The sequence below is a fragment of the Actinoallomurus sp. CA-142502 genome (assembly GCF_050936355.1).
GTDB lineage: Bacteria > Actinomycetota > Actinomycetes > Streptosporangiales > Streptosporangiaceae > Actinoallomurus > Actinoallomurus iriomotensis.
Genome location: NZ_JBNJMY010000001.1, coordinates 1819715 through 1843711 on the forward strand (window position 1 = coordinate 1819715; position 23997 = coordinate 1843711).

At 71.7% G+C, this 23997-nt stretch carries 19 protein-coding genes; 10 read left to right on the top strand and 9 right to left on the bottom strand.

The features are described from left to right. Positions 1–30: 30 nt before the first annotated feature. On the bottom strand, positions 31–798 hold the full coding sequence (locus tag ACQEV1_RS08950; protein ID WP_433392961.1) for a class I SAM-dependent methyltransferase: 768 nt from the start codon (positions 796–798) through the stop codon (positions 31–33). Between the two features lie 90 nt (positions 799–888). Between ACQEV1_RS08950 and ACQEV1_RS08955 the strand changes: the two genes are divergently transcribed. From ACQEV1_RS08955 to ACQEV1_RS08965, 3 genes are all read left to right on the top strand, one after another. After that, positions 889–1770, top strand: a complete 882-nt coding sequence (locus ACQEV1_RS08955; RefSeq protein ID WP_433392963.1) for a winged helix-turn-helix transcriptional regulator — start codon at positions 889–891, stop codon at positions 1768–1770. Between the two features lie 72 nt (positions 1771–1842). Then, positions 1843–2355 carry a hypothetical protein gene (locus tag ACQEV1_RS08960; RefSeq protein ID WP_433392965.1) on the top strand — a complete coding sequence of 171 codons (513 nt, stop codon included), beginning with the start codon at positions 1843–1845 and terminating at the stop codon, positions 2353–2355. Positions 2356–2393: 38 nt separating this feature from the next. Next, complete coding sequence (locus ACQEV1_RS08965) at positions 2394–2684, top strand: winged helix-turn-helix domain-containing protein (RefSeq protein ID WP_285621169.1); 291 nt, start codon at positions 2394–2396, stop codon at positions 2682–2684. A 23-nt stretch (positions 2685–2707) separates the two neighbouring features. Here ACQEV1_RS08965 and ACQEV1_RS08970 read toward each other — a convergent pair whose 3' ends face one another. Genes ACQEV1_RS08970 through ACQEV1_RS08980 form a run of 3 tightly spaced genes read right to left on the bottom strand, consistent with a single transcriptional unit; the run spans position 2708 to position 5987 of the window. Then, the gene (locus ACQEV1_RS08970) at positions 2708–3484 is read right to left on the bottom strand and encodes an ABC transporter permease (RefSeq protein WP_433392968.1); all 777 of its coding nucleotides are present in this window, start codon (positions 3482–3484) and stop codon (positions 2708–2710) included. After that, positions 3481–5052: an ABC transporter permease subunit gene (locus tag ACQEV1_RS08975; protein WP_285621166.1), complete on the bottom strand. Its 1572-nt coding sequence runs from the start codon at positions 5050–5052 to the stop codon at positions 3481–3483. The genes ACQEV1_RS08970 and ACQEV1_RS08975 overlap by 4 nt, the downstream gene beginning before the upstream one ends. After that, positions 5049–5987, bottom strand: a complete 939-nt coding sequence (locus ACQEV1_RS08980; RefSeq protein ID WP_433392970.1) for an ATP-binding cassette domain-containing protein — start codon at positions 5985–5987, stop codon at positions 5049–5051. The genes ACQEV1_RS08975 and ACQEV1_RS08980 overlap by 4 nt, the downstream gene beginning before the upstream one ends. Positions 5988–6140: 153 nt before the next feature. Between ACQEV1_RS08980 and ACQEV1_RS08985 the strand changes: the two genes are divergently transcribed. The 3 genes from ACQEV1_RS08985 to ACQEV1_RS08995 are packed head-to-tail and all read left to right on the top strand — an operon-like array spanning position 6141 to position 8371. Beyond that, a complete protein-coding gene (locus ACQEV1_RS08985) occupies positions 6141–7313 on the top strand; it encodes a sensor histidine kinase (protein WP_433392972.1) in 1173 nt (390 codons plus the stop codon). Then, on the top strand, positions 7310–7987 hold the full coding sequence (locus ACQEV1_RS08990) for a response regulator transcription factor (RefSeq protein ID WP_433392974.1): 678 nt from the start codon (positions 7310–7312) through the stop codon (positions 7985–7987). The genes ACQEV1_RS08985 and ACQEV1_RS08990 overlap by 4 nt, the downstream gene beginning before the upstream one ends. A 21-nt stretch (positions 7988–8008) precedes the next feature. Further along, entirely contained in the window at positions 8009–8371 is a 363-nt protein-coding gene (locus tag ACQEV1_RS08995; RefSeq protein ID WP_433392976.1) for a hypothetical protein, read from the top strand. 53 nt (positions 8372–8424) lie between these two features. On the opposite strand, the gene ACQEV1_RS09000 is transcribed toward ACQEV1_RS08995, so the two are convergent. From ACQEV1_RS09000 to ACQEV1_RS09015, 4 genes are all read right to left on the bottom strand, one after another. Continuing rightward, positions 8425–9591, bottom strand: a complete 1167-nt coding sequence (locus ACQEV1_RS09000) for a hypothetical protein (RefSeq protein ID WP_433392978.1) — start codon at positions 9589–9591, stop codon at positions 8425–8427. After that, positions 9584–10141 (bottom strand): RNA polymerase sigma factor, encoded by a 558-nt coding sequence (locus ACQEV1_RS09005; RefSeq protein ID WP_285567892.1) that lies wholly within the window; start codon positions 10139–10141, stop codon positions 9584–9586. The genes ACQEV1_RS09000 and ACQEV1_RS09005 overlap by 8 nt, the downstream gene beginning before the upstream one ends. 83 nt (positions 10142–10224) lie before the next feature. Continuing rightward, entirely contained in the window at positions 10225–11919 is a 1695-nt protein-coding gene (locus ACQEV1_RS09010; RefSeq protein ID WP_285621154.1) for a DEAD/DEAH box helicase, read from the bottom strand. Positions 11920–12004: 85 nt separating this feature from the next. Then, the gene (locus tag ACQEV1_RS09015; RefSeq protein WP_433392981.1) at positions 12005–12847 is read right to left on the bottom strand and encodes a helix-turn-helix transcriptional regulator; all 843 of its coding nucleotides are present in this window, start codon (positions 12845–12847) and stop codon (positions 12005–12007) included. A gap of 80 nt (positions 12848–12927) precedes the next feature. Between ACQEV1_RS09015 and ACQEV1_RS09020 the strand changes: the two genes are divergently transcribed. Both ACQEV1_RS09020 and ACQEV1_RS09025 read left to right on the top strand, forming a co-directional pair. Further along, positions 12928–13635, top strand: a complete 708-nt coding sequence (locus ACQEV1_RS09020) for an SDR family NAD(P)-dependent oxidoreductase (RefSeq protein WP_433392983.1) — start codon at positions 12928–12930, stop codon at positions 13633–13635. Positions 13636–13756: 121 nt separating this feature from the next. Beyond that, positions 13757–14497 carry an HD domain-containing protein gene (locus tag ACQEV1_RS09025; protein WP_285621147.1) on the top strand — a complete coding sequence of 247 codons (741 nt, stop codon included), beginning with the start codon at positions 13757–13759 and terminating at the stop codon, positions 14495–14497. A 24-nt stretch (positions 14498–14521) separates the two neighbouring features. Here the strand turns inward: ACQEV1_RS09025 and ACQEV1_RS09030 are convergent, their stop codons facing one another. Continuing rightward, positions 14522–16168 carry a hypothetical protein gene (locus ACQEV1_RS09030; protein WP_433392986.1) on the bottom strand — a complete coding sequence of 549 codons (1647 nt, stop codon included), beginning with the start codon at positions 16166–16168 and terminating at the stop codon, positions 14522–14524. A gap of 414 nt (positions 16169–16582) precedes the next feature. Here ACQEV1_RS09030 and ACQEV1_RS09035 point away from each other — a divergent pair, with 414 nt between their 5' ends. Together ACQEV1_RS09035 and ACQEV1_RS09040 are read left to right on the top strand one after the other, a co-directional pair. Further along, on the top strand, positions 16583–20005 hold the full coding sequence (locus tag ACQEV1_RS09035) for a hypothetical protein (RefSeq protein ID WP_433392988.1): 3423 nt from the start codon (positions 16583–16585) through the stop codon (positions 20003–20005). A 23-nt stretch (positions 20006–20028) separates the two neighbouring features. Next, positions 20029–23994, top strand: coding sequence for a hypothetical protein (locus tag ACQEV1_RS09040; protein WP_433392990.1), 3966 nt, complete (start codon positions 20029–20031; stop codon positions 23992–23994). The last annotated feature ends 3 nt before the right edge of the window (positions 23995–23997 follow it).

The window sequence follows — 23997 nt, forward strand, 5'->3', positions numbered from 1 at the left end:
TGGATGACCTGCTCGTCACCGGCCGCGACGTCAGTCCGGCAGTGCGGTGATGAGGCGCAGGGAGCCGAGGAAGGACGGCTGCCGGAGCAGGTGGCCGTGACGGCGGTTCCACTCGCCGTCGGTTAGGTCGGTCCGCAGCCGTTCGACGGCGCGGTCGATCGCCGGCTGGTCGACGAACCCCCAGGCGGACTGCGACTTCCGGACGAGCGGGTCGAGGAAACGCTCCGGCCGGGCGTAGTAGGCCTCGGTGAACCCGTCGACGCAGTCGATCGGGATGGGGATCGGCGTGACGGTGACGGTGCCGCCGAGCACCTGCCGTACGTGCTCGATGTCCGGGTAGCGGCGCCGTTCGGCGGCGATCAGCTCGGGCGCGTACTCCGCCAGCCACAGGAGGTCCAGGGCGTCGCCGTCGAAGGTCAGGATGACGACCGGTCCGCGGCTGACGCGGCGCAGCTCGCGCAGGCCGGCGTCGGTGTCGGACCACTGGTGGATGGTCACCGTGGCCATGGCGGCGTCGAAGGCGTCGTCGGGAAAGGGCAGATCCTCCGCGACGGCGTCGACCGCGGGGGCCAGGTGGGCGGGCCGCTGCGCACGCATCGACGCGGAGGGCTCGACCGGCGTGACCTGACGGTCCGTCGGCTCGTACGATCCGGCGCCGGCACCCACGTTGATCACGGTTCGCGCGTCGCCGAGCGCGGCGTGGACGTAGGCGGCGATACGCGGATCGGTGCGCCGCCGCACGGCGTAGCCGGTGCCGTGGGTCTCGTAGTCGAAGTCGCCGGCGATCGGTCGGCTCACGGAGGTCTCCTGCCCGTCGATGCGTTCCTAGTCAGTTCCGAATCGGAACTGACTATACTGGCGGCGATCTCACCACGGAAGGCGGGGCGGATGCGCTACCCCGAGGTCGCCGACGGCGACTGCGCGATCGCGCAGGCTCTCGGCGTGGTCGGCGACTGGTGGACGCTGCTGGTGCTCCGCGATCTGGCCGGCGGCATCACGAGGTTCTCCGACCTGGCCGACGAGCTCGGCATCAGCCGGAAGGTCCTCACCGAGCGGCTCAACGCCCTGGTCGAGCACGAGGTGGTCGAACGCCGTCCGTACAGCGACCGTCCGCCCCGCTCGGAGTACCACCTCACGGAGAAGGGGCGTGGTCTGCTGCCCGTCCTCGTCGCGCTGCAGGACTGGGGCGACCGGTTCCTGCTCGGTGACGGATCCCTGACCGCCACCACGAAGCCCGGATCGGCGGAAGCGGCGCGCGTGCACGGCCTCGTCGGCCGTCGCCTCCCGCCGCACCGCCTGGCCGACCGCCGGAACGGCCGCACCGACCCGGTCGCCGACACCGAGTGGACGGTGCTGTACTGCTTCCCCGGCGCCTGGGCGCCGCGGACTCCCGGCCACCCGCCGGGTTGGGAGACCATCCCCGGCACCTCCGGCTGCACGCTCGAGTCGAGCACCTTCCGCGACCGGCTACCCGACTTCGCCGAGCGCGGCGCGACCGTCCAGGGGGTGAGCACGCAACGTCCCGACCAGCTCGACGAGTTCGCCGCCCATCACCGCATCCCGTTCTCGCTGCTGTCCGACCAGGACCTGGAGCTGACCATGGCGCTGCGTCTGCCGACCTTCCGCACCGCCGGCGTCGACCGGCTCAAACGACTCAGCCTGGTCATCGACCGCGCCCGCACGATCCGTGCGGTCCTGTACCCGATCTCCGACCCGGCGGGATCCGTCGCCGACGCCTTGGCGCACCTCGACGCCCTGAGCGGCACGTGACACGTCGACTACTTGCCTAACCGGAAAGGAGTGAGTACTTTCCTTATGGGAAAGTAGTCGAAGGAGGCGGTCATGGACGAACGCGACGAACACGACGAGCAGCGGCAGGCGGCGGACGCCTTGGCGATGGTCCGCACCCACCAGGAGCGGACCCGGCGGGCGGCCCGTCTCCCGTGGTGGGTCTATGCGGCGATCTTCGTGCTGACCGCGGGGGGCACGGCGGCCAACGACTTCGTCGGTCTCGGCGGCGCCAAGCTGATCGCCCTCCTGGTCCTGGTCGCGCTGGCCGCCGTGCTCGTGACCGTCTTCGCGAGCCGGTCGTCGCTGCTGGGCAGGATGCGCGGAGTGGAGCGCCGGCAGTCGTTCGACCCGCAGGTCTTCGGGGTGGTTCTCGTCGTGGCGGTGGTCGGCACCTGGCTGGCCTCCCGTTACGGCGCCGGTCTCGCCGGTGACCTCGCCGGCACGGTCGGCCTGCGGGACTACCCCAACACCGTGGACGGGGTGCTGTACGGCGCCGGGTTCACCCTGCTGTTCGGGCTGAGTCAGGTGCTGACCACGGTCTCGCGGCGGCGAACGAACCGATGACGTCTCCGTCGGGTGGGACACCGGGACTGGACCGCCTGTTGTCGGACCCGACGCGGCTGGCGATCATGTCGGTCCTGTGCGCGGCCGAATGGTGTGACTTCGCCTTCCTGCGGGACGAGGTGTCCCTGTCGGACTCCGCCCTGTCCAAGCAACTGGCCACGCTGAGGAAGGACGGATACGCGGAGCAACGACGGACGTATCTCGGCCGGGTGCCCAAGACCACGGTGCGGGCGACCGGCCAGGGACGAGACCGGTTCGTCGAACACGTCGAGGCGCTGCGGCTGATCGTCGAGCGAGCCGGCGATCACCGGCGGGAGGACCTGCCGTAGAGAGTTCGGGCACAGGCGCCCGTTCACGCGTCGCGCAGCCGCAGGAGGAGCCCGCCGCACAGGAGGGCCGCGGCGGACCAGGCGGCGAGGACGCCGAGACCGGCCCACGGGGTCAGAGGCAGGCTCCGCAGCTCGGTGGTGCTCTGGATGGCCAGCCCGGCGTTCATCGGCGAGATCTGCCACAGGCGCCGCTGCCAGTGCGGGTCGGAGACCACGTGGCCGATGATCGGGAACAGGTAGAGCAGGCCGAGCACGGTGCCGACGGCGGCCGCCGAGTCCCGTACGGCGGTGGCGACGCCGAGGCTGAGCAGGGCGATCAGCATGAGGTAGAGGACCGAGCCGGCCGCCGCGCGGAGCGTCGCCCCATCGGCCAGGGACGGCAGCGGGTGGCCGTGCGCCGAGGTGAAGCCGCTGCCGGGCAGGATCAGTCGCGCGGCCAGTACGGACCCGAGGACCGCGACGGTTCCCGCGGCCATCGTCAGACCGGCGAGCACGGCCGCCTTCGCGGTGAGGACGATGGTACGGCCCGGCATCGCGGTGAGCGTGGTGTGGATCATGCCGGTGCCGTACTCGCCGCCGATCCCCAGGACGGCCAGCAGGGCGACGGCCGCCTGCCCCAGCTGGACTCCGGTGAGGCTGAGTTTGGTGGTGTCCGTGCCGCAGCCCGTCGCGGGGCAGGTCACGGCGGCGGCCGCCAGGGCGCTCAGCGCCACCGTCAGCCCGGCGACGGCGAGGAGCAGCCAGCCGGTGCCCGGCACGGTGCGCAGTTTCGTCCACTCCGCATGCAGGTGCCGCCTCATGCGTCCCTCCGGCGCAACCGGACGACGGCCAGGCCGAGGGCGAGCGCGGCATAGCCGCAGAACACGGCGAGGCCGGCCCACGGCGGCAGCGGATAGTAGCCGTCCTGCGGCACGTAGTGGCCCGTCACCTGGGGGTACGCCGGGATGCTCTGCTGGATCGCGAACGCGGCGGCCGGCGTGAGCCGCAGCAGCCACTGCGCCGCGCCTTCGGGCAGGACCGAGGCGGTCGCCAGGACGTGGGGCAGGACGAGCACGACGACGGCGGCGGTCACCGCCGCGACGCCGCGCCGGAACAGCGCGCCGAGGGCCAGGGCGAAGACGGCGGCGACGGCGAGCAGCGCCGCGGTGCCGGCCATCAGCCGGAGCTCGGTGAGCCAGGAGACCGGCAGGACGTAGTTGCCGTTGGCGCGGAGGATGTGCGTGCACACCGGTACGGCGACCACGGCGGCGATCAGGCCGGTGACGAAGGTGACCAGGCCGATCACGACGGCCTTCGCGCCCAGCACGCGGCCACGCCGTGGTTCGGCGAGCAGGGTGGTGCGGATCAGGCCCCGCCGGTACTCGGCCGTGACGAACAGCACCGCCACGATCACCAGCAGGATCATCCCGGCGAACGCCCCGGTGAGGGTGTTCTCGATCCGTATGCCCTCCCCCGAGCCACGCGGCGCGATGTCACCGCTCCCGCTGACGGTGAACGTGCCGCCGGACCTCTCGACCCCGGCCGGACGGTGGTACTTCTCCCAGTCGGTCTGCGTGCCGGTGGCTCCCACCTCCCCGTGGCTCCATGCGCCGCCGGACGTGTCACCCCGCACCTCCACGTGGTCGAACACGCCGGTGGCCTGGGTGAAACGACTCTGTTCGATGCTGCCGCCGAGAGCGCCCTGCTTCACCGTGAGGTCACCGGGGGAGGTGACGAGGAGCCCGACCTGCGCCGTGGCCGGCAGCCCGGCCAGGTGCGCCGTGCCCACCTCGGTCCAGTGCGTGCCGTCGGGCGATTCGTGGCCGGTGAGCGTGTCGCCGGAGCGGGTCAGCCGCAGCCAGCGAGGGGACGCCGCGGAGGCGCCGCCCGGGCGGCCCGCCGTGTCCCCGGTGAAGTCGTGCTGCATCCGCACCCCGTGCCTGCCGGTGAGCACCAGCGCCGCGTAGGCCGAGCCCGGCCGGGTGCCGTCCTTGATGATGACTCCGGCCTTCGCCCACGGCACGACGCCGGGGACGATCTCGTCGTGGTTCGGTGGGGGATAGGTGATGATGCCGGTCAGCGAGGTCAGCCGTACGGTGATGGCGCCGTCTCCGGTGAGCGACCGGTGGACGAAGAAGAAGTGGTCGTTCACGGCCTCGCCGCCCGGCCCCACCGGAACGGCGGGGCAGGCGGTCTCGACCGGACCGCTGCCGCACGAGGAATGGCTGCCCTGCGCGGAGAACAGCCCGAGCAGTACGGTCACCAGGGCCACGGCCACCATGGCGATCACCCAGCCGCGGACCGTACGGAACTTGGTCCACTCCGCGTGCACCAGCCGGCCGAAGCCGGTCCGCACGCCCGGCCGGCTCGGTGCGAGGGTGCCGGTCATCGGGCCTCCCCCCGTACGGCGGCGGCGCGGAACTGGACCGCGTCGCGGGTGAGCTCCAGGTAGGCCTCCTCCAGCGTCGCGCGATGCGGCGCCACCTCGGAGAACGGCACCGCTCGCGCGTTGAGGAGGGCCACGACCCGCTCCGCCGCCAGCCCGGACACGGTCAGCGTGTCCCAGTCGGAGGGGGTGACGGTGGCGCCCTCGCGTGTCAGCACGGTCGCCGCATCCGGGCTCGCCGTGGTGCGCAGCGTCACCCGGCCCCGGGCGGTGGAGGCCAGCAGCTCCGCCACGCCGGCGTCGGCGATGACCCTGCCGCGGCCGACGACCACCAGGTGGTCGGCGGTGTCCTGCAGCTCGCTCATCAGGTGGCTGGACACCAGGACGGCGCGCCCCTCGGCGGCCAGCGACCGCAGGAAACCGCGGATCCACACGATGCCCTCGGGGTCCAGGCCGTTGAACGGCTCATCGAGCATGAGCACCGGCGGGTCGCCGAGCAGCGCCGCGGCGATGCCGAGCCGCTGCCGCATGCCCAGGGAGTAGCCGCCCGCCTTCCGGCGGATCACGGGCCGCAGCCCGACCTGCTCGACCACCTCGTCGACCCGTTCGGCGGTCAGCCCCTGGGAATGGGCCAGCCACAGGAGATGGTTGCGGGCGCTGCGGCTCGGCTGCAGCGCCCCGGCGTCCAGGAGCGCCCCGACCCGGCTCAGCGGACGGCGCAGGCTCCCGTACGGCCGCCCGCCGATCAGCGCCTGACCCTCGTCGGCCGCGTCCAGGCCGAGGACCACCCGCATGGTGGTCGACTTTCCCGCTCCGTTCGGCCCGACGAAGCCGGTGACCCGCCCCGTCGTCACGGCGAAGGACATCCCGTCCAGCGCGACGGCCGTGCCGAAGCGTTTTCGTAGCCCGATGACCTCGATGGCCGCTGTGGTGCTCATGTCGTGACGTGTCCTTCTTCGTTCGGCTCTGCGGGGCGGTCCCGAACGATGCACCGGCCGCCATAACATCGGCCGAACGCAGGCCGTCATCCCGTTGTTAGGTCACTCCGGGCATCCTGGACTGCGCGCCTGTTCATCCGTGGGGGAGGGCCGATGAGAATGCGGTTGGGACTGTCGCGCCGTACCGTGCGGTCGCGCTTCACCGCCTTGTACGGTGCCGTGTTCCTGCTGTCGGGGGGCGGGCTGCTGGCCATCGTCGCCGTCATGGTCTCCGGAGGGACGCGGACGAGTGAGGCCGCGCCCGCCCGACCGCCGGCGAGCGGGTGGACCGCCGAATCCCAGACGCGCATCCACCAGCTGCAGGACCAGCTGGCCCAGGTGCACGCGGCCCAGTCGCGTCAGCTCCTGACGGCGTCGTTGATCGCGCTGGGCGTCATGGCGGTGGCGTCGGTCGTGCTGGGCCGTCTCGTCGCGGGCCGGGTGCTGCGCCCGCTCCGTACGGTGACGGCGGCGACCCGGCGGATCACCGCGGAGAACCTCCACGAACGGCTGGCCGTGCCCGGCCCGGCCGACGAGGTGAAGGACCTCGCCGACACCATCGACGAACTGCTGGAACGGCTGGAGGGCGCCTTCGCCGCCCAGCGCCGGTTCGTCGCCGACGCCTCCCACGAACTCCGCACGCCGCTGGCCACCATGCGGGCGTCGCTGGACGTGGCGGTGGCCAAGCCGGAGCCGGTTCCGGCACAGACGACCGCGCTGGCCGGCCGGCTGCGCACCGAGCTCGACCAGGTCGACCGGCTGCTGGAGGGGTTCCTCGTCCTGGCCCGCACCCAGCACGGAGATCTGCCCGACCACACGACGCTCTCGCTGGGCCCCGTCGTGTCCGAGGCGCTGGCGGCCCGCGCCGCCGACATCGCCGCCAAGGGCCTGACCGTGGACGAGACCGCGGGCCGGGACGACGTACCGCTGCGCGGCAGCCGTACGCTCCTGCGCCGGATGGTCGACAACGTCATCGACAACGCGATCGCGCACAACCACGACGGAGGCTGGATCCGCGTCGCCACCGAGGCCGACGGCGCGACGGCACACCTGGTCGTCGACACCGGCGGACCGGTTCTGGACGCGCGGCAGGTCGCGGAGCTGGCCCAGCCGTTCCGGCGGCTCGGCGCCGACCGTACCGGCAGCGGGTCCGGCCTCGGGCTCTCGATCGTGGCGTCCATCGCCGCCGCGCACGGCGGCGAGCTGGACCTGCGCGCTCGTCCCGAGGGCGGCCTGCGGGTCCGCATCTCGCTGCCCGTCCACACGGCGGCCGGAGTCCCGTCGTGAGGGTGCTGGTGGTGGAGGACGCCCGGTCCCTCGCCGACGTCCTGGTCGAGGGGCTGCGCGACCAGGGCATGGCCGTGGACGCCGCCCACGACGGCCTGGAGGCCGCGGCCAAGCTCGACCTCAACGCCTACGACGTGGTCGTCCTCGACCGTGACCTGCCGGGCATCCACGGCGACACCCTCTGCAAGATGATCGCCGAACGCCACGACCGGGTCATGGTGCTGATGCTGACGGCGGCCGGCTCGCCCGGTGACCGGGTCAGCGGGCTGAGCCTGGGAGCCGACGACTACCTCGCCAAGCCGTTCCACTTTCCCGAGCTCGTGCTGCGCATCCGCTCGCTGGCCCGCCGTCAGCCCGCCGCGCGAGCCCGGGTCCTGCGCGCGGCCGGCATCGAGCTGGACCCGCTGCGGCGCACCGTCGCACGGGACGGACGCCCGCTCGACCTGTCGGTCAAGGAGTTCGGGGTGCTGGAGGCGCTCCTGCGCGCCGGTCCCGCGTTCCTGAGTGCCGAGGACCTGCTCGAACAGGTGTGGGACGAGCACGCCGGCCCCTTCACCAACACGGTCGCCGTGACCATCGGCCGGCTTCGCCGCAAGCTCGGCGACCCACCCGTCATCGTCACCAAGCCGGGCGTCGGCTACCGCGTCATCGACGAGCCTTCACCCGGCGACTGATCATCTCTACTCTTCTCGACCATGACCGCAGAGCCCGAGACGTCCGCAGAGCAGGACCGGCGGCCACGACGCCGCAACGTACTGGCGATCACCGCCGCGACCTTCGCGGTGCTCGCCGGGCTCATGACCTTCAACTCGCTCTCGTACCGGCCGGCGGCCGACATCGGGACCGACTACGCCGCCGGGCGCATGGGCGCGCCGGCGCTCTTCGCGATCATCGCCCTGGCCTGTGGCGTGCCCGCTCTGCTGCGGACCAGGAGACCGGCCGACCGGAACGGCCGTCCGTGGGATGGCCGGGAGCCCGCGACGGTCGCCGTCGTCGTGGCATGTCTCGTCGCCGTCGTCGCGGCGGTCCGGATCGCCCTGCTCGTCACCTCGCGGTGACGGGCCCCGCCGCCCACGCCGGGGAGATCCGGGCGCGGGCGGCGAGGCGCCGGTCAGCGGAAGGGCAGTTCGGCCGACGGGCTCGGCTTGGTGTCGGTCCAGCCCGCCGAGCGGTAGGCCACGTAGTCGATGATGAATCCGGGCTTCATCTCCGCGTACGGGCCACCGGGCTTGGTCAGCTCCTCCTGTTCGGACAGCATCGCCCCGGTGCGCTGGTCGAAGACGATCACCTTGCGGGAACGGTAGGTCCCCCGGGCGGCCTTCGGCCCGCCGTATTCCCCGGTCCAGGTCGAGGCGGTGTCGTCGGCGGCCAGGGCGACGCCCGGGCGGCCCAGCGGGTCGGTCTCGCGGCCGATCGCGTGGATGCCCGGCTGCGTGGTCGCCGCCCGCATCAGGCCCGCCCGCACCTTCGGCTGGACCGGGTTCTGTGCCAGGGCTCCCGCCAAGTGGAGCTTGACGGCGGGCGGGACCTGCCTCGTCCGGCCGGCGGGCGCGCCCATCGGGTGCTCTTTCTTGTAGATGGTCTTATCGCTCAGGAACATCTCGGCGAGCTTGGCCGGATCACTCGGCAGTTTCTGCAGCTCCTCGACCGACATCCCCAGGGCGCCCACGAGCTTCCCGCCGCCGTGCGGATCCGTCCCCTTGTTCACGCCCTCCATCTGCCACTTCTGCGCCTTGGTGGTGTAGGTGTCGTAGTGGTCGCCGGCCCAGACGCGGAACGTCGACGGCGACCCGGCCTTGCGCCACAGTGCCGCGTCCTGCGCGGTCACCGGGCGGGCCGGGAGGTCGCGACCGTAGTGCCCCTCGCCCATGCCGGACTTGGCGCCCCACCAGCCGAACATCTCGTCGAGCGCACCGGTGATCGCATAGGTCCCGGTCTTCGCGCGAACGATGAAGGACTGGCCCTGGACCACGTCGGTGTGCCAGTAGACGCCGGTCGGCTGCTGTTCCGCCTTCTCCGCCGCCGCGAGGACGAGCGCCTTGTCGTCCAGGCGTACCGGGCCGGTCGGCTGCGACGGGGCGGGCGCGTTCCCGCCGACGAGCGTGAGTGCCACGGCCGTCGCCGCGCCCGCCGCGACGACACCGCCCAGTCCCCACAGCAGCCGGGGCCGCGAGCGGCGCGGCGGGCCGGCCAGCAGCGACTTCGCCCGAGCGATCTCCCGGGCGGTGGGCGGGGCCGGCTCGGGGTAGGAGTCCCGGACCATCCGCACCTCATCCATGTTGTTCCTCCAGAGTGAGCATCGGATTGGTGCCGCCCAGCGCCCTGCGCAGTGTGGTTCGGGCACGGCTCAGCCGGGAGCCGACCGTGCCATAGGAGATCCCCAGCGCCGCCGCGACCTCGTCGTGGCTGAGGTCGGCCAGGGCCACGAGCAACAGCACGTCGCGTTGCCCGCGCGGCAGCGCCGCGATCGCCCCGGCGAGCTCGCCTCGCAGGCCCTGCGCGCTGACCCGCGCGTCGACCCGTTCGGTGTGCTCCTCGGCGCCCCGGCCCGGGCCGAGGCGGGCGCGCGCCCGCAGCGCGCGTGTCTCGGCCCGCTGGTGCCTGCCGACCACTTTGGTGGCGATGCCGTACAGCCAGGTGCGCACGCCCGCGCGCTCCGGGTCGTAGCGGCGACGTTGCCGGAACGCCTCCAGGAACGTCTGTGCCGCGACGTCACCGGCGGCGTCCGGGCCGAGCCGCTTGGCTGCGTACCGGTGGATCTCGACGAAGTAGGCGTCGAAGACCTCGTCGAAACGCTCGGCCGGATGGGGCGGAGGATCCCCTGTCATGTGATGCCTTTCCATAGCGCGGATGGCGGTCACCTGGGTATCAACCGCAACCGGCTTCCGCTTTCCGCGCCCGTGGCTTCACCTCATCGTGGACGTCTGCCCGTCGTGTCGCGTTCCCGGCGGACCGTGGGCTTTCTTCCCTTGATCGTGGTGCGTCGCAAGGCCTTGATCACCTGCTCGGCCGCGGACTCCGGGACCTCGACCAGCGAGAACCGGTCGGCGATCTCGATCGCCCCGATGTCGCGCCCGGACAGCTTCGACTCGCCGGCGATCGCGCCGACCAGATCCTGCGGCCGGACCGCCGCACTGCGCCCGAGACCGATGAACAAGCGGGTCATGCCCTGGGCGGGGGTGCCCCCGCGCCGGTCCCGCCGCGCGCCGGCGCCCCGGCGGTCGCGTCCCTCCCGGTCGGCGGCCTTCGGGGCGATCTGCGGGATCTCCTCCTCGTCGGCCGCGGCCCCGCTGGACTCGTACGCCATCTTCACCGCGGCGAGCGCCACCTCCATGACGTCGAACTCCTCGGTGAGCGGCTCGACCACGGCCAGGAAGCGCGACAGGTCGTCCTCCATGAGGCTCTCCTGCAGCGCGGCGCGGGTCAGCTCCAGGCGCCGCGCGCGCAGGTCGGCGACCGTCGGCACCTTCTCCACCGTGATGCGCTGCTTCGTCACCCGCTCGATCGTCTTGAGCATCCGGTGCTCGCGCGGCTCCGCCAGGGTGATGGCCACGCCCTCGCGGCCGGCGCGGCCCACCCGGCCGATGCGGTGCACGTACGACTCGGGCGCGGACGGAACGTTGTAGTTGACGACATGCGTGAGCTGCTCGACGTCCAGGCCGCGCGCGGCGACGTCGGTGGCGATGAGCAGCTCCGCCGTCCCGCCGCGCAGCCTCCCCATGACGCGGTCGCGCTGGTCCTGGCTCATGCCGCCGTGCAGCGCCTCGGCGCGGTAGCCGCGTCCGTTGAGGGTCTCGGTCAGCTGGTCGACCTCCTCGCGGGTGCGGCAGAAGACGATCGCGGCCGTGGGCGCCTCCACGTCCAGCAGGCGTCCGAGCGCCGCCGGCTTGTGCGCCCGTGCCACCACGTACGCGTTCTGCCGTACCAGAGGGGCCTCACCGGGCGGCGCCTCCTCGCGGCCGATCTGGATCTGGACCGGGTCGCGCAGGTAGCGGCCGGTGAGCCCCTTGATGCGCGGGGGCAGCGTCGCGGAGAACAGCACCGTCCGGCGGTCGTCGGGGGTCTCGCGCAGGATCTCCTCGATGTCCTCGGCGAAACCCATGTCGAGCATCTCGTCCGCCTCGTCCAGCACGACCGCCTTGATCTCCTGCGGGCGGAGCGTGCCACGGCCGATGTGGTCGAGCGCCCGTCCGGGTGTCGCGACCACGACGTCGACCCCGCGCTCGAGCGCCTTCATCTGCCAGCCGATCGGCTGCCCGCCGTAGATGGGCACGACGCGCACGCCCAGCCCGCGGCCGTAGCGGTGGAACGCCTGGGAGACCTGTACGGCCAGTTCCCGCGTGGGCACCAGGATCAGGGCCGCCGGCCCGGTGCGTCCCTCGTCACTGGACAACCCCTGCAACAGCGGCAGTGCGAACGCCGCCGTCTTTCCCGTGCCCGTGGCCGCCTGCCCGATGAGATCCCTTCCCTCCAGCAACGGCGGAATCGCCTCCCGCTGGATGGGCGTGGGCTCCTCGTAACCCAGACCGGACAGCGCGTTCAGGAGTTCCGGACCCAACCCCAGATCCGCGAAGCTCGACACGCCATCGGACACGTTGTCACTCACCGTCGACTCGTCCTCCCCTAAGGCTTTCCTTCAGGCCTACACCCTTCGGCCGCGGCACTCCGCCGCGCCCCGGCCCGCCCGCGCATCATCTCGTGTGCGGAGGGATGCTTCCGCCACCGCGTTCCCGCAGAGACCGGTCGGCCAGATGGTGCAGGGCCCGGGCGGTCGGTGTGTCCGGCTCGGCGGTCATGAACACGACCTGCTGGTCGTCGTCGGGGACGCTGAGGATGTCACAGCTGATGTGCAGCCGGCCGAGCTCGGGATGCGTCATCGTCTTCGTCCGGTGGCCGGGGACGCGGACCGGGTTGGTGGCCCAGATCTCGTTGAACTCCGCGCTGCCCGCCCTGAGCTCGGTCAGCAGGGCGGCCAGGGCCGCGTCGCGCGGATACCGGTCGGCGGCCGCCCGCAGCCGGGCGACCGCGATCTCGCCGAACTCCTCGTGGCCCGTGGTCAGCACCTCGTCGGAGAACAGGAAGCGCCGGCGGGCCAGGTTGGACTGCGCGCCAAGGTCGCCGAGCAGTGCCTCGGCCAGCGGATTCCAGGCGATCACGTCGTAGGTGGCCGCGGTGACGACGACCGCGGTCGCCGGGAGCCGGTGCAGCAGGCCCGCGACGTACGGGCGGACGTGCCGCGGCGGGCCGGCCGGCGGCTCCGGAGGCACACCGGCCAGCCGGAACAGATGCGTCCGCTCGGGCGGCGAGAGCCGCAGCGCGTCCGCCATGGAGCCCAGGATCCGCGGGGAGGGGCGAGGGCCGCGCGCCTGCTCCAGCCGGACGTAGTAGTCGACCGACATGCGGGCCAGGTCGGCGACCTCCTCGCGGCGCAGGCCCGGCGTACGGCGCCCGCCGCTCGCGGGCAGGCCGAGGTCTTCGGGCCGCAGCCCCTCCCGCCGGTCGCGCAGGAAGCGGGCCAGTTCGGCTCTCGCCATCGGGCTCCTCCTCGGTTCCCTTCTCCCTGGTATCGATTGTCCCTGGATCGGCCGCGCCGCCGGCGCGCACCCTCGAAGGCATGGACAACTCCATCGCACTGGTCACCGGCGCCAACAAGGGCATCGGCAAGGAGATCGCCCGCCTGCTCGCGGGCGCGGGCCTCACCGTCTACGTCGGTTCGCGCGACGCCGCGCGCGGAGAACGCGCCGTCGAGGAGATCGGCGGCGACACCCGGCCGCTCGTCCTCGACGTGACCGACGCCGTGAGCGTCGCCGCGGCCGTACGGCAGGTCGCCGCGCTGGACATCCTGGTCAACAACGCCGGCATCTCCGGCGAGGGCGCCACGCCGGAGCACGAGGACGCCGACGCCTTCCGCCGCGTCTACGAGACGAACGTCTTCGGGATCGTCACGGTGACCAACGCCTTCCTGCCGGCGCTGCGGCGCTCGGAGCACCCTCGGATCGTGAACGTCTCCAGCGGCACCGGCTCGCTGACCTGGTCGACCGGGCCGCAGTTCCCGCACCGGGGCACGTACGCCGCCTACCGGTCGTCGAAGACGGCGCTCAACGCGCTGACCGTGCTCTACGCCCACTCTCTGGCCGACGACGGGTTCAAGGTCAACGCGCTCGCGCCCGGCCTCCGCCGGACGGACCTGAACGCCACCGCCGTCGCCAGCGACGGTGACCCGGCCGAGGCCGCGGAGGGCGCCGTACGGCTGGCGCTGCTGCCGGACGACGGGCCCTCCGGCGAGTTCTTCTCCTGGGACGGGACCCCGGTCCCCTGGTAAGGACGACGCGCCGGCCGGAACCCGGTGATCTTCGGCGGCGTCTCATCCCCACACGGCCATTTCCACACGCCGGGCGTCGCTCCCGGAGGGCGGGAGCGCACCGCTGTGGGGGAGGAGCACGGTGCCCAGCTTCCTACAGACCCTGCCACTGCACACGATCACCGAGGTCTACGGTGAGGCCGGTCTGCGCGACCGGTTCTCCCGCGAGGTCGAGCGGTTCGAAGAGCGCGACTGGCGCCGCCTCAACCGGGCGCTGGCGCTGGCGAGCGACCTGCACCGCCAGGACCGCAGGGCCCGCGAACCCGTCGTGAACCACCTGCTGCGGGTGACGCTGCGCGTGATGTGCCACTACGAGGTGGACGACGTCGACGTCCTCGTCGCCGCCCTCCTGCACGACTCCGTCGAGGACCATCCCGTCGAGCTGGCGGGCGAGGGCCACGACGATCCGGCGGCGGCGGCCCTGCAGGTCCTGTCCGAGGAGTTCGGCCCGCGCGTCGCCGGGCTCGTCCACGCGGTGACGAACCCGGCGTACGACCGCACCCGCGACGTCCACGCCCAGTACCGCGCCCACGTCATCGCCAATCTCGACCGCCACCCGACGGCTCGGATCATCAAGGTGTCGGACTTCACCGACAACGGGGTCGGGCTCGTCCACACGACCGGGCCGAAGGTGCGCAAGCTGGCCATGAAGTACCGCCCGCTCGTCCCGGCGCTAAAGGAGCTGATCAACCGCGACGACACCCCGCTGACGGACCGGATCAAGCACCACATCACCGGTCAGCTCGACCGCGCCGACCAGCGGTTCACCGCCATCCTCCATCTCGGCGCCGTGCCCGAGGGCGACCGCGCCGAGGCCGGTTAGCGGCCGGTCGGCGGTCCGGCCGCGTCACCACCGGGGGCCGGGGCGCCACGGGACCCCCGGATCGCCGTCGCGGCGACCCGTGGGCCCGAACAGGTCGCCCCGCCCGGCGGTGTGATGTGGCCTGGGCTCGGTCGTCGGTGTCTCGGGGCGCGGCTCGTCAGGCGAGGTCGGCTCGGCCGTCGGGGTCCGATGGGGCTTGGGAGTCCGGTGGGGCTTCGGGGTGTGATGGTGGGTCGGGGTCGGCTTGGGGGTCGGGGTGTGCCGTGCCGTCGGAGTCGTGGTCGGCTCGGCCGTGGGAGTGGGGGTCGCCGGGTCCGGGGCGCCGGCGGAGGCGCGGCTGCTCGGGGACTTCGTGGCCGTGGGCCCGGCGGACCTGCCGGCCGGCGCCGGCGACGTGTCCGGATCCGACGAGGCCTCCCGGGGCGGCGGAGCCGTCTGGTCGCCCGACGGCGACGGCTGGACCGATCGGCTCGGGCGCACACTCTGGTGCACGATCGCGCTGGTCCGGTCGGCGTCGTTGGAACCGGACAACGCGAGGGCCACGCCGGTCGCCGCGGCGACGCAGGCCACCAGGCCCACGACCGGGATGACCCGCCGGCCGATGACCGGCTTTCTCCGCTTGGCGTGCGTGCCGCGACCGGGCGGCGGCTGCTCGTCCGCATGCGCCGAGTGCCCGGCCGGCCCCGCGCCCACGGATTCCAGTCCGGCCGGTGCGGCTCCGGGGATCTCGGCGGGCGGTGGTCTGTCTGATCCGGGCTGGTCCGGTCGTGTGTTCCCCGGGGTCCCGCCGAGGTGCAGCGGTGCGGTGGCCGCTTCGTCGTACGGCGAGTCGTGGGCCGGTCCCGCGCCCGTGGGCTCCAGTCCGGCCGGTGCGGCTCCGGGGATCTCGGCGGGCGGTGGTCTGTCTGATCCGGGCTGGTCCGGTCGCGCGTTCGCCGGAATCCCGTCGAAGCGCAGCGGTGCGGTGGCCGGATCGTCCGGGGAGATCGTCGAGAACTGGTGGGTGGCGTCGTCGGCCTGTGCGGAGAACGCATCCGGCGGCAGCGGTGTCCCGTCGGCGCCGAACACCGCCGTTCCGCCCCGCGCGCGTCCGGCCGCCGCGCAGGACGACAGCACGCGCTCCCGTTGTCCCGCCGGAGGCTCGTACCCGAGCGTCACCAGCCGGTGCAGGGCCGCACCGCTCAGCGGGGCGAGCGTGGCCGAGTCCCGCGGCTCCCGGTCGTTCACCGAGGCGGCGGCCTGCTGCAGGCGCCACTGCGCCTCCCGTACGAGGAGTTCGGCGGCGTCCCACGCCACGCCGAGGACCCGGGCGGTCTCCGCCGTGTCGAGAGCGTTCGACAGTGCCAGGACCTCACGGTCTTCGGGGCTCAGGAGGGCCAGTGCGCGTCGCAGCGGGTCGGCCGATGGCGTCGCCACGACGCCGCGCAGGAAGGCACCGCGCCGTACGCACTCGGTCCGGGCGAGTGAGTGCAGCCACGCCGGCAACTCCGCGTCGTCGCCCGGGATGGCGTCCGGGTGGCGCGCGACCGTGACGAAGACGTCGCGCAGCGCGTCGCCCGCCTCGTCGCCGACCATGACGTAGCAGTAGGCGTAGAGCGGCCCGGCGTGCTCGTCATAGAGCGCGCCGAACGCCTGCGGAGCACCCGCCCGTAGTGCCTCGGTCAGCGACACCGGCCCCTCCGTTCCATTACATCCGCGCAAATCACGCATAACAGCAGAAACCGGATACTACCCGTCAAACCACTCGAACCATAGCGCTGACCAGGCAAGATGTCGTCCGGCGGAGGTCGGTCGGCGGTGCCGTGGCCGCCATGTGCGGCGCTGGAGGACCGGGCGCTCCGGGCGGTGGACGACGGGCGGTGTCTCGCGGGAACGCCGTCGTCCATTTCGGTCGACACCTTCTACGAATAACTCGATGACCTGTACGGATTGCTGCCCAGAACTTTGGTCCGCTGAGTGGACCCGGACCTTGTCGGCGACCGACCCCGCAGGCACCGTTGTCGCCTGACAGGGGCTTGACCGGGGGTTCTGGAAGGAGCCGGCTTCCATGGTCTGCTGCATTTCGTCCGTCGAGACGGACGGCCGATGCCCGAACACCTGAATTCAGAGAGCGCGCTCTGGCGGCGTCCCATTTCCCGGCGCGTCGTGCTGGCGTCGAGCAGTGGGTTGCTGATGGCCGCCGGCCTCCGGTCGAGTGAGAGAACACTGCCGCGGGCACTGGTCGCCGGATCGGCGACACCGACGTCGAGTCTGCATCTCGTCCGCCCGCAGGACATGCTCGTACTCGACTTCGACTTCTACAATCTGGCGCCGGCGTTCGACACCGATCCGCCTCAACTGCGTCGCGTCGACTCCTCGGTCCTCGCCTATGTCGTGGCGCGTTTCGCGTCGCAGCACGTGATGGAGCAGACGGTCTTCGAGGACGAGAAGAATCCGCCGGCGCCGGGAAAGGCGAGCGGCAGGGCGGTCGGCCCGAGCCGGATCGTCTTCGTCGTACCGGAAACGGTCAAGTCGCTGCCCTACAACGAGGACGGCCTGCTGCAGTGGTGGCCGTGGATCATGCAGGCGGTCACCGGGCCGCCCAACGGATCACCCCCCGACGACCTGCACACCGACCTGCTCGTGGTGGACTGGCTGCACCTCACTCCCGAGCGCGAGTCCACCTGGGCGCACGCCACCCGGCCGGTCACCCACGGCGACCGGACGGAGCTGTGGCACACGCGGCTCGCCGTACGCGGGACGAACGGCAGGCCGCAGGAGTCGATCCCGGTTCCGGCACCCGCCGACGCCGCGATCCCGAAGCTCCGTGCGGTGTACTACGACGCGCCGGCAGGGGACGAGGCGACGGTCTTCAGCGCCCTGTATCCGCCCCACTTCGTGGACCCGCCAAAGCAGATCGTGCAGTTGGCCGGTAATCCGACGCTGGGGGCGTACCGGCCGGTGAACGCCGACCTTCTCTCACTCAGCGCGGCCGGCGCCACTCTCGACTTCGAGGCGCAGTGGATACCGACGGTCGGGTTCGAGCTGAAGCGCTGGGAACACCATTCCTGGCTCGGCCGCGACAACAAGGTCGTCGTCGAGGAGTACGGGTTCTTGTTCCCGTTCGGGCATCGGGCCGAACTCATCTCGGAGACCAAACGCCAGATCGACGAGTCGGGCGTCGCCTATCTGCGGCAACGACTGTTCATCCGGATTACCGAACGGGTCAAGACCTATGCCGCGCCGTTCCAGAACTGGGCCGGCCGGGCGTTCCCGTTCACCGACATCACGATCCGGAACACCACGCTTCCCGATCTGCCCAGAGAACTCGATCCGCTCCTGCCGGGACCGCCGAACGCCACGGCGCCGGCGTTCTGGATCCAGGACATCAACGCCCCGAAGGCCGGCGGTGGCCACTCCGACGTGGTGTTCTCGCTGGTGGCGACCGATCTGACGGGCCGGCGGATCGAGTTCACCACGCCGATGGCCTTCATGCCGGCCGACCCCGCGCGGAACACCGGCGACCCGCTCTTCACGAGCGTGCTCGGCCACTACGGGAGTTACGACGACATCGTCGGGCCGGCCGTGAACTCCCGGCGAGTGATCGACCTGCGCGGCCAGGAGATCGCGTACGCGAAGGAGCCGAAGCCCGGCGTCGCGAGCTTTCCCACCGTGCGCTGGTACTGGGGCGTCGAGGGGCCCGCCGGCGACGTGCGGCCCCCGCTGCCACCGGGCGCTCCCCAGGACGGCCGGGACCATGCCCACGTGGACTCGCCGCTGTTCTATCCGAGGATGTTCGCCGCCGAGGCCCAGGTGCCGGCGATCGACGCGGTCATCGGCACCGGCGACCCGGTCTTCCTCGTGCACGACCCCACGTATCTCGCCCACGGCTTCGGGCACCTCGCGAAGCTGGCGGACTCCGGCAACGATCCGCAGATCTTCGTCCGGGTGCAGACGTCGGTCGCGGCCATCAACACGGTCGTGATCAAGGGCGACCGCACGGCCGACAGCCCGGTGCGCCGCATCGTGCAGAACACCATGAAGGCCGGCGGTATCGCGAGCCCGAACCTCGCGATCGGCGCCATCTCCGCGTCGTCGCTCGGGCCGATCAGTGGGCTGCAGGACTCCGTGGACAAGGTCCAGAACAGCGGAAAGGTCGACTTCAAGGCCTATTTCTCGAATCTTGGGGACACGCTCCAGCAGGCCGCGCTCTTCGGCCAGATCGCGCTGGGCGCGCTCTTCGAGGACGGGGAGGTCTCGCTGCACGGCCCCCGGATCATGAAGTACACCGACTTCCCGAAGGACAAGGACGGCAATCCGGACTACGACGCGAAGCCGATCGGGCAGACCGTCACCCTGGAGTTCCGGGAGAACGTGACGCCGTCCCCGCCGCTGCCGCTCGTCATCAGCAAGGACGTGAGCGGCAACGTCCTGACGCAGTTCATCCTCCAGTGCAGCAACCAGATCAACTGGGTCACCAAGGACGAGGACACCCTCAACAAGGCGATCGCCAAGATCTACGGGTGCCTGACCGACTTCACGCTCGACCTGAATCCCATCCTGTTGATCTTCACGAAGTTCGCGTTCACCTACCAGCTGGGCAAGGGGCCGGACTGCGATCCCGACCTGGACTCGGTGCAGTTCAAGCCGCCCCTGGACTTCGTGGGGGCCCTCGCCGACCTCTTCCGCGGGGGCGGCGACTCCGCCGTGGCGAAGGCCCGGACGAAGAAGCGGAGGTCCCGGGCGCTGGCGTCCGCCGCCGACGGCAAGAAGGCGGGGTTCGGGTTCAAGCTCCTGAAGTTCGATCTGACGCACATCGGTGTCGGGGTGACCTTTGACATCCCCTCCCTGCCGCTGGGGTTCTTCGCCCTGGACGGGCTGCACATCGAGGCCGGGGTGATCCTGCCGTTCAACCCGGCGCCCTTCAACCTCTATGCCGACCTGCCGCGGGCGCGGTTCGCGTTCGGCGCGCCCGATGACAAGTTCAAGGTCAGCGTCTACGGTCTCGGCGGCGGCGGCCACTTCGAGATCGAGGTCAGCCCCAGGAGGATCGAGAAGCTCGAGGCCTCCATCGAGGTGCTCGGGAACGTCGCCCTGGACGTCCTCGTCGCGGCCGGCCGGGTGCTCATCGAACTCGGGGTGTTCTTCCGCCTGGAGATCAAGGACTACACCGACCGGCCGGGGACCTACACGGAGGTCCACCTGGGCGGCTACGTACGGGTCACCGGGCGGCTGAGCGTCCTCGGCCTCATCAGCATCAACGCCGAGCTCTACGCGGACATCGAGTACGTCAACCAGGACGGCGTCGGGTCCGTCTGGTCCCACGCACACCTGACGGTCTCCATCGACATCACGTTCTGGCACGTGAGCGTGGGAATCGAGTTCACGAAGACGTTCGGCGGCGCGAGTCAGGCCAACGTGCCGGGTGGCGCCGTCCGGGCTCTGGACGCCGCGAGTGCCCCGCCGACGTTCGGCGACCTGGTCAGCAGAGACGACTGGAGAACCTACTGTGCCTCGTTCGCCAGCTGACGCCCCCGGCGAGGAGTAACGCCATGGCCACGTCACAGATCGTCTGGACGCCGGTGCCGAACGGCTATGCCAACGGCAGGTTGCGGATGTCCGTGCTCATCGCCCCGCGGCTGGCGGGCGCCACCACGCTCGGCGGCCATCCCGAGTGGCTCACCTGGCCTGCGGTCCGGCCGGCGTACTCGGTGGTGTTCGGCGGAGGTCCGGCGGTGCCCGCCACGGTCTCGAGCCCGGCGCCCCGGCTGGACCTCTGGCAGCGGCTGTTCACCAAGGACACGCCGGTCACCGCACTGCCCCAGCCGCTCGCGGCCACCGGCGTACCGCCCATCCGCTCCTGGCCGAGCACGTCGGCCCGGTCCATGGCCTCCACCGAGCACGCCCTGGCGCTGGCGTACAGCCCCACCGCACCACCCACGGTCAACGACTACATCCCGCCCGGAGAGGGCCTGGCGCCGAAGGACCGGCCGTACGGAACGGTCACCGACATCTACATGTCATCCGAGCGGCGGAAGGAGGCCATCGCGGCGATCGACGCCGAGACGTGGAGCCAGGGCTACTTCCTCGGCGGCCGGCTCTCCGGATTCTCGGCGGCGGAGATCGATTTTCTCCTGGCCGAGCTGTTCCACGAGAGAGGCACGAACGCCGCGCCGGGGCGGCGTGCCGTGGGCGACCACGTGCGGATGATCCAGAGCGACGACGACATCGATTTCCACGCCGCGCTGAGCTCATTCGCCCAGTACCCGGTGCTGCAACGCGCCCTCGGCCTCGTCGTCGACCTGGTCGTGGATCCCGCCGCCATCGGGATTCCCGTCCCGAGCGACCCGGCGACGCTCAGCCTCCAGGTCGACTGGCCCGGCGGCACGTCGTACACCCCCGTGTACCCGGCGGTCGCCGCGACGCTGACCAAGACCGTCTTCCAGGCGAAGCCGCTCGGGACCACGATGAAGGACGGCTTCCTCACGCTGAACACGGACCAGTACAGCGTCGTCGAGATCGAGGCGGATTCCGCCGCCGCGCTGCTGTCGGCGTTGAGCCAGACGATCTACACGAGGGCCACCGGCGAAGGGTCGCCGGAGAAGCGCAAGGCGGCCAAGGAGCCGGTACGCCCGATGAACGGCGGGGTGCCGATCTCCACCGACCCCGGCCGCCAGCCGGAGCCACTGCCGGCCCTGCGCAACAGTGGCTTCTCCGTCGTCCAGGTGGGCCGCGCCAAGCAGCTCCACGACCGGCTCACGGCGAGCGCGACCAGAACCGCGAACCTCGCGCGGCTCACGGACGACCCGTTCCACGCCGAGGACCTCACGTACGGAGTCCGCGTGGACGTGTGGGACGACACGTCGAAGCGCTGGTACAGCCTGTGCCGCCGCACGGGCACGTACGACGTCAACGGAACGCGGGTCAGCGCCGACGACGAAGGGACCGTTCACCTCGCGCACACCCAGCGCGTCGACGACCCGACGATCTACCTGCACGAGTCGGTCTTCAACTGGAGCGGCTACAGCATGGTGGTCAACCGCCCGGGGAGCATGCTGGAGACGGTCAACGGCAAGCAGGTGACGGTCGGGCCGGACAGCGACGCCACCGGCCCGGTGAAACTCCGTACCAGCTTCCGGGCGACGGGGTTGCCGAAGCTGCGTTACGGCAGGAGCTACCGGTTCCGGGCGCGCACCGTGGACATCACCGGGAACGGCCCCGGCCCGGCGGACACGACCACGAGTTCCAGCACCGCCGCGGTCCGGTATCTGCGCTTCGAGCCGGTCCCCTCGCCGCTGCTGCTCCCCGCCGCACCGCGTACGCCGGCCGAGTCCGCCCAGGTGATGGTCATCAGGGGCAACTACAACGCGCCCGCCACGGGGAACTGCCAGCGCCACGTCGTCCAGCCCAGGATGAGCCAGCTGATGGCCGAACAGCACGGCCTGTACGACGTCGCTCCCTCGCCGCTGAATCCGGGCGGAATGAACACGTCCGCCTACGCCGACATCGTCAAACGCGACAAGGCCACGCTGGCGACCGGCGGCAAGGCCGACCCGAACGGCTGGGGCGACGTCCGCTACTACGAGGATCCGATCCTCACCGTCCCGTACATCACCGACGTGCTCGCGCGGGGCGTCGCCTTCCACGGGCTTCCCGGGATGGGCGCGGATGAGGTCTTCTCCGTCGACTTCGACCGCCCGCTGGCGGTGGGCGGTCCGTGGGCCTTCCGGATCCGTCTGGTCAACGGCACCGGCAAGCCCGGCTATGACCGCCTGTCGCGGGTCCTCACCGTGCAGCTCCCTCCGGGGCGGACCGTCGACGTCGCCTACTCCAGCCGCATCGACGACGCGGACGTCGACCTCATGGGCGTCTGGAACTGGTTCGTGGAGAGCGGAATGGAGCCCGGCGGCGGGCTGAGCGTCCAGGACCTTCGCCGGCTCGCCGCGCAGGGACGGCTGTGGCAGCTGACCCCGGCCGGGACGCTGATGCTGTCGCACGCCGTCGTACAGCCGATGACCCCGCCCGCCTTCGCCAAACCGGTGGCGACCCGCCGGCCCGGCGACACGACGGCGCGCATCACCGACACGCTCACCATCGACCGCGCGAGCACCGATCACGTGGACGTGCAGGCGACCTGGACCCAGCCGATCGACGACCCGTCCGACCCCGAGCCGGTCCAGCGGCCCGGCAGTGCCCACGTCATCAAGCTCATGGCCCCGGAGGACGCGCCCGAGGGCGACCGGCTCCCGCTGAACGACCTCCACGAGTTCCACGACACGATCCACCGGCAGATCACCCTCTCCGCCGTGGGCACCTCGCGCTACGTGGAGTTCTTCCGGCAGCGGGCCCAGGTGACGCTGTCGGGGACCACGCCGGTCACGCTGGCCCGTGAGGGCATCGCGGAGGGAACCCTGCACGTCACCGACCCCGGGACCGGCCGCGACTTCGGCGAGGACCACAGCGCGTCGAGCACGGTGACCGGCGACTATGTCGTGGACCTCCACGCGGGCACGGTGGCACGCTCGGGCGACGCGTCGGCCATCGCCGACGGCGCCACCGTCGCCGTCGACTTCGTCGCGGGCTCCGTGACGCGGACGAACACCGAAACCCAGCAACCGGTCGTGGTGAACGTACGGTCCTCGGCGCGGCCCGCCGTACCGGACGTCGCCTACATCGTGCCGACGTTCGGCTGGCAGCAGGCGGCCGGCGCCACGACGATCTCCAGCACGCGTCGCGGCAACGGACTGCGCGTCTACCTTCGCCGGCCGTGGTACTCCTCGGGCGACGGCGAGATGCTGGGCGTGGTGCTGTTCGAGGGGAACGGCGACCTGCCGGCGAACCTGAGACAGTACGTCACGCTGCGCGGCCAGGACCCGCTGTTCGCGTCCTCGTCGACGCCGGTCGCTCCACTCATGAGCGAGTTCCCGCTCGCGCTCCATCCGAGGCAGGGCTACCGGCCGGCCGAGTCCGACATCCTTCCCGAGCTCACCGCGACCGTCGCGGTCGCGCCGCACCCGGTGGCCTACGACAAGGACCGGCGGATGTGGTACTGCGACATCACCATGGCCGAAGGCGCCGGGGGGAAGGTCTACAGCCCGTTCCTCCGGCTGGCGCTGGCGAGGTTCCAGCCGAACTCGCTGACCGATGTCGAGCTCTCGCCGGTCGTGCTCGCGCAGTTCGCGCAGCTCACGCCGGACCGCACCCTCTCGATCGTGTTCGACGCCTCCGACGCGGCCCTCGCTCACGTCACCGTCGCGGGCACGACGTACACGGCGGAGCCGGACCGGCGAGCGCGGATGACGATCCTGGCCCAGACCGCCGACCGGAAGCCGGTCGGCGCGGTGGGCTGGAAGACCTCCGCCGAGACCGATCTGAACTGGTCCGGCGGGCAGTGGGCCGGCGACGTCCGGCTGCCGGGGGCGCGCGGCAGCGGTCCGATGCGGCTGGTGGTCGAGGAGCGCGAGAAACCGCCGGCCGGCGGAGACCGGCTCGTCTACGTGGACGCCGTCGAGATCTGACAG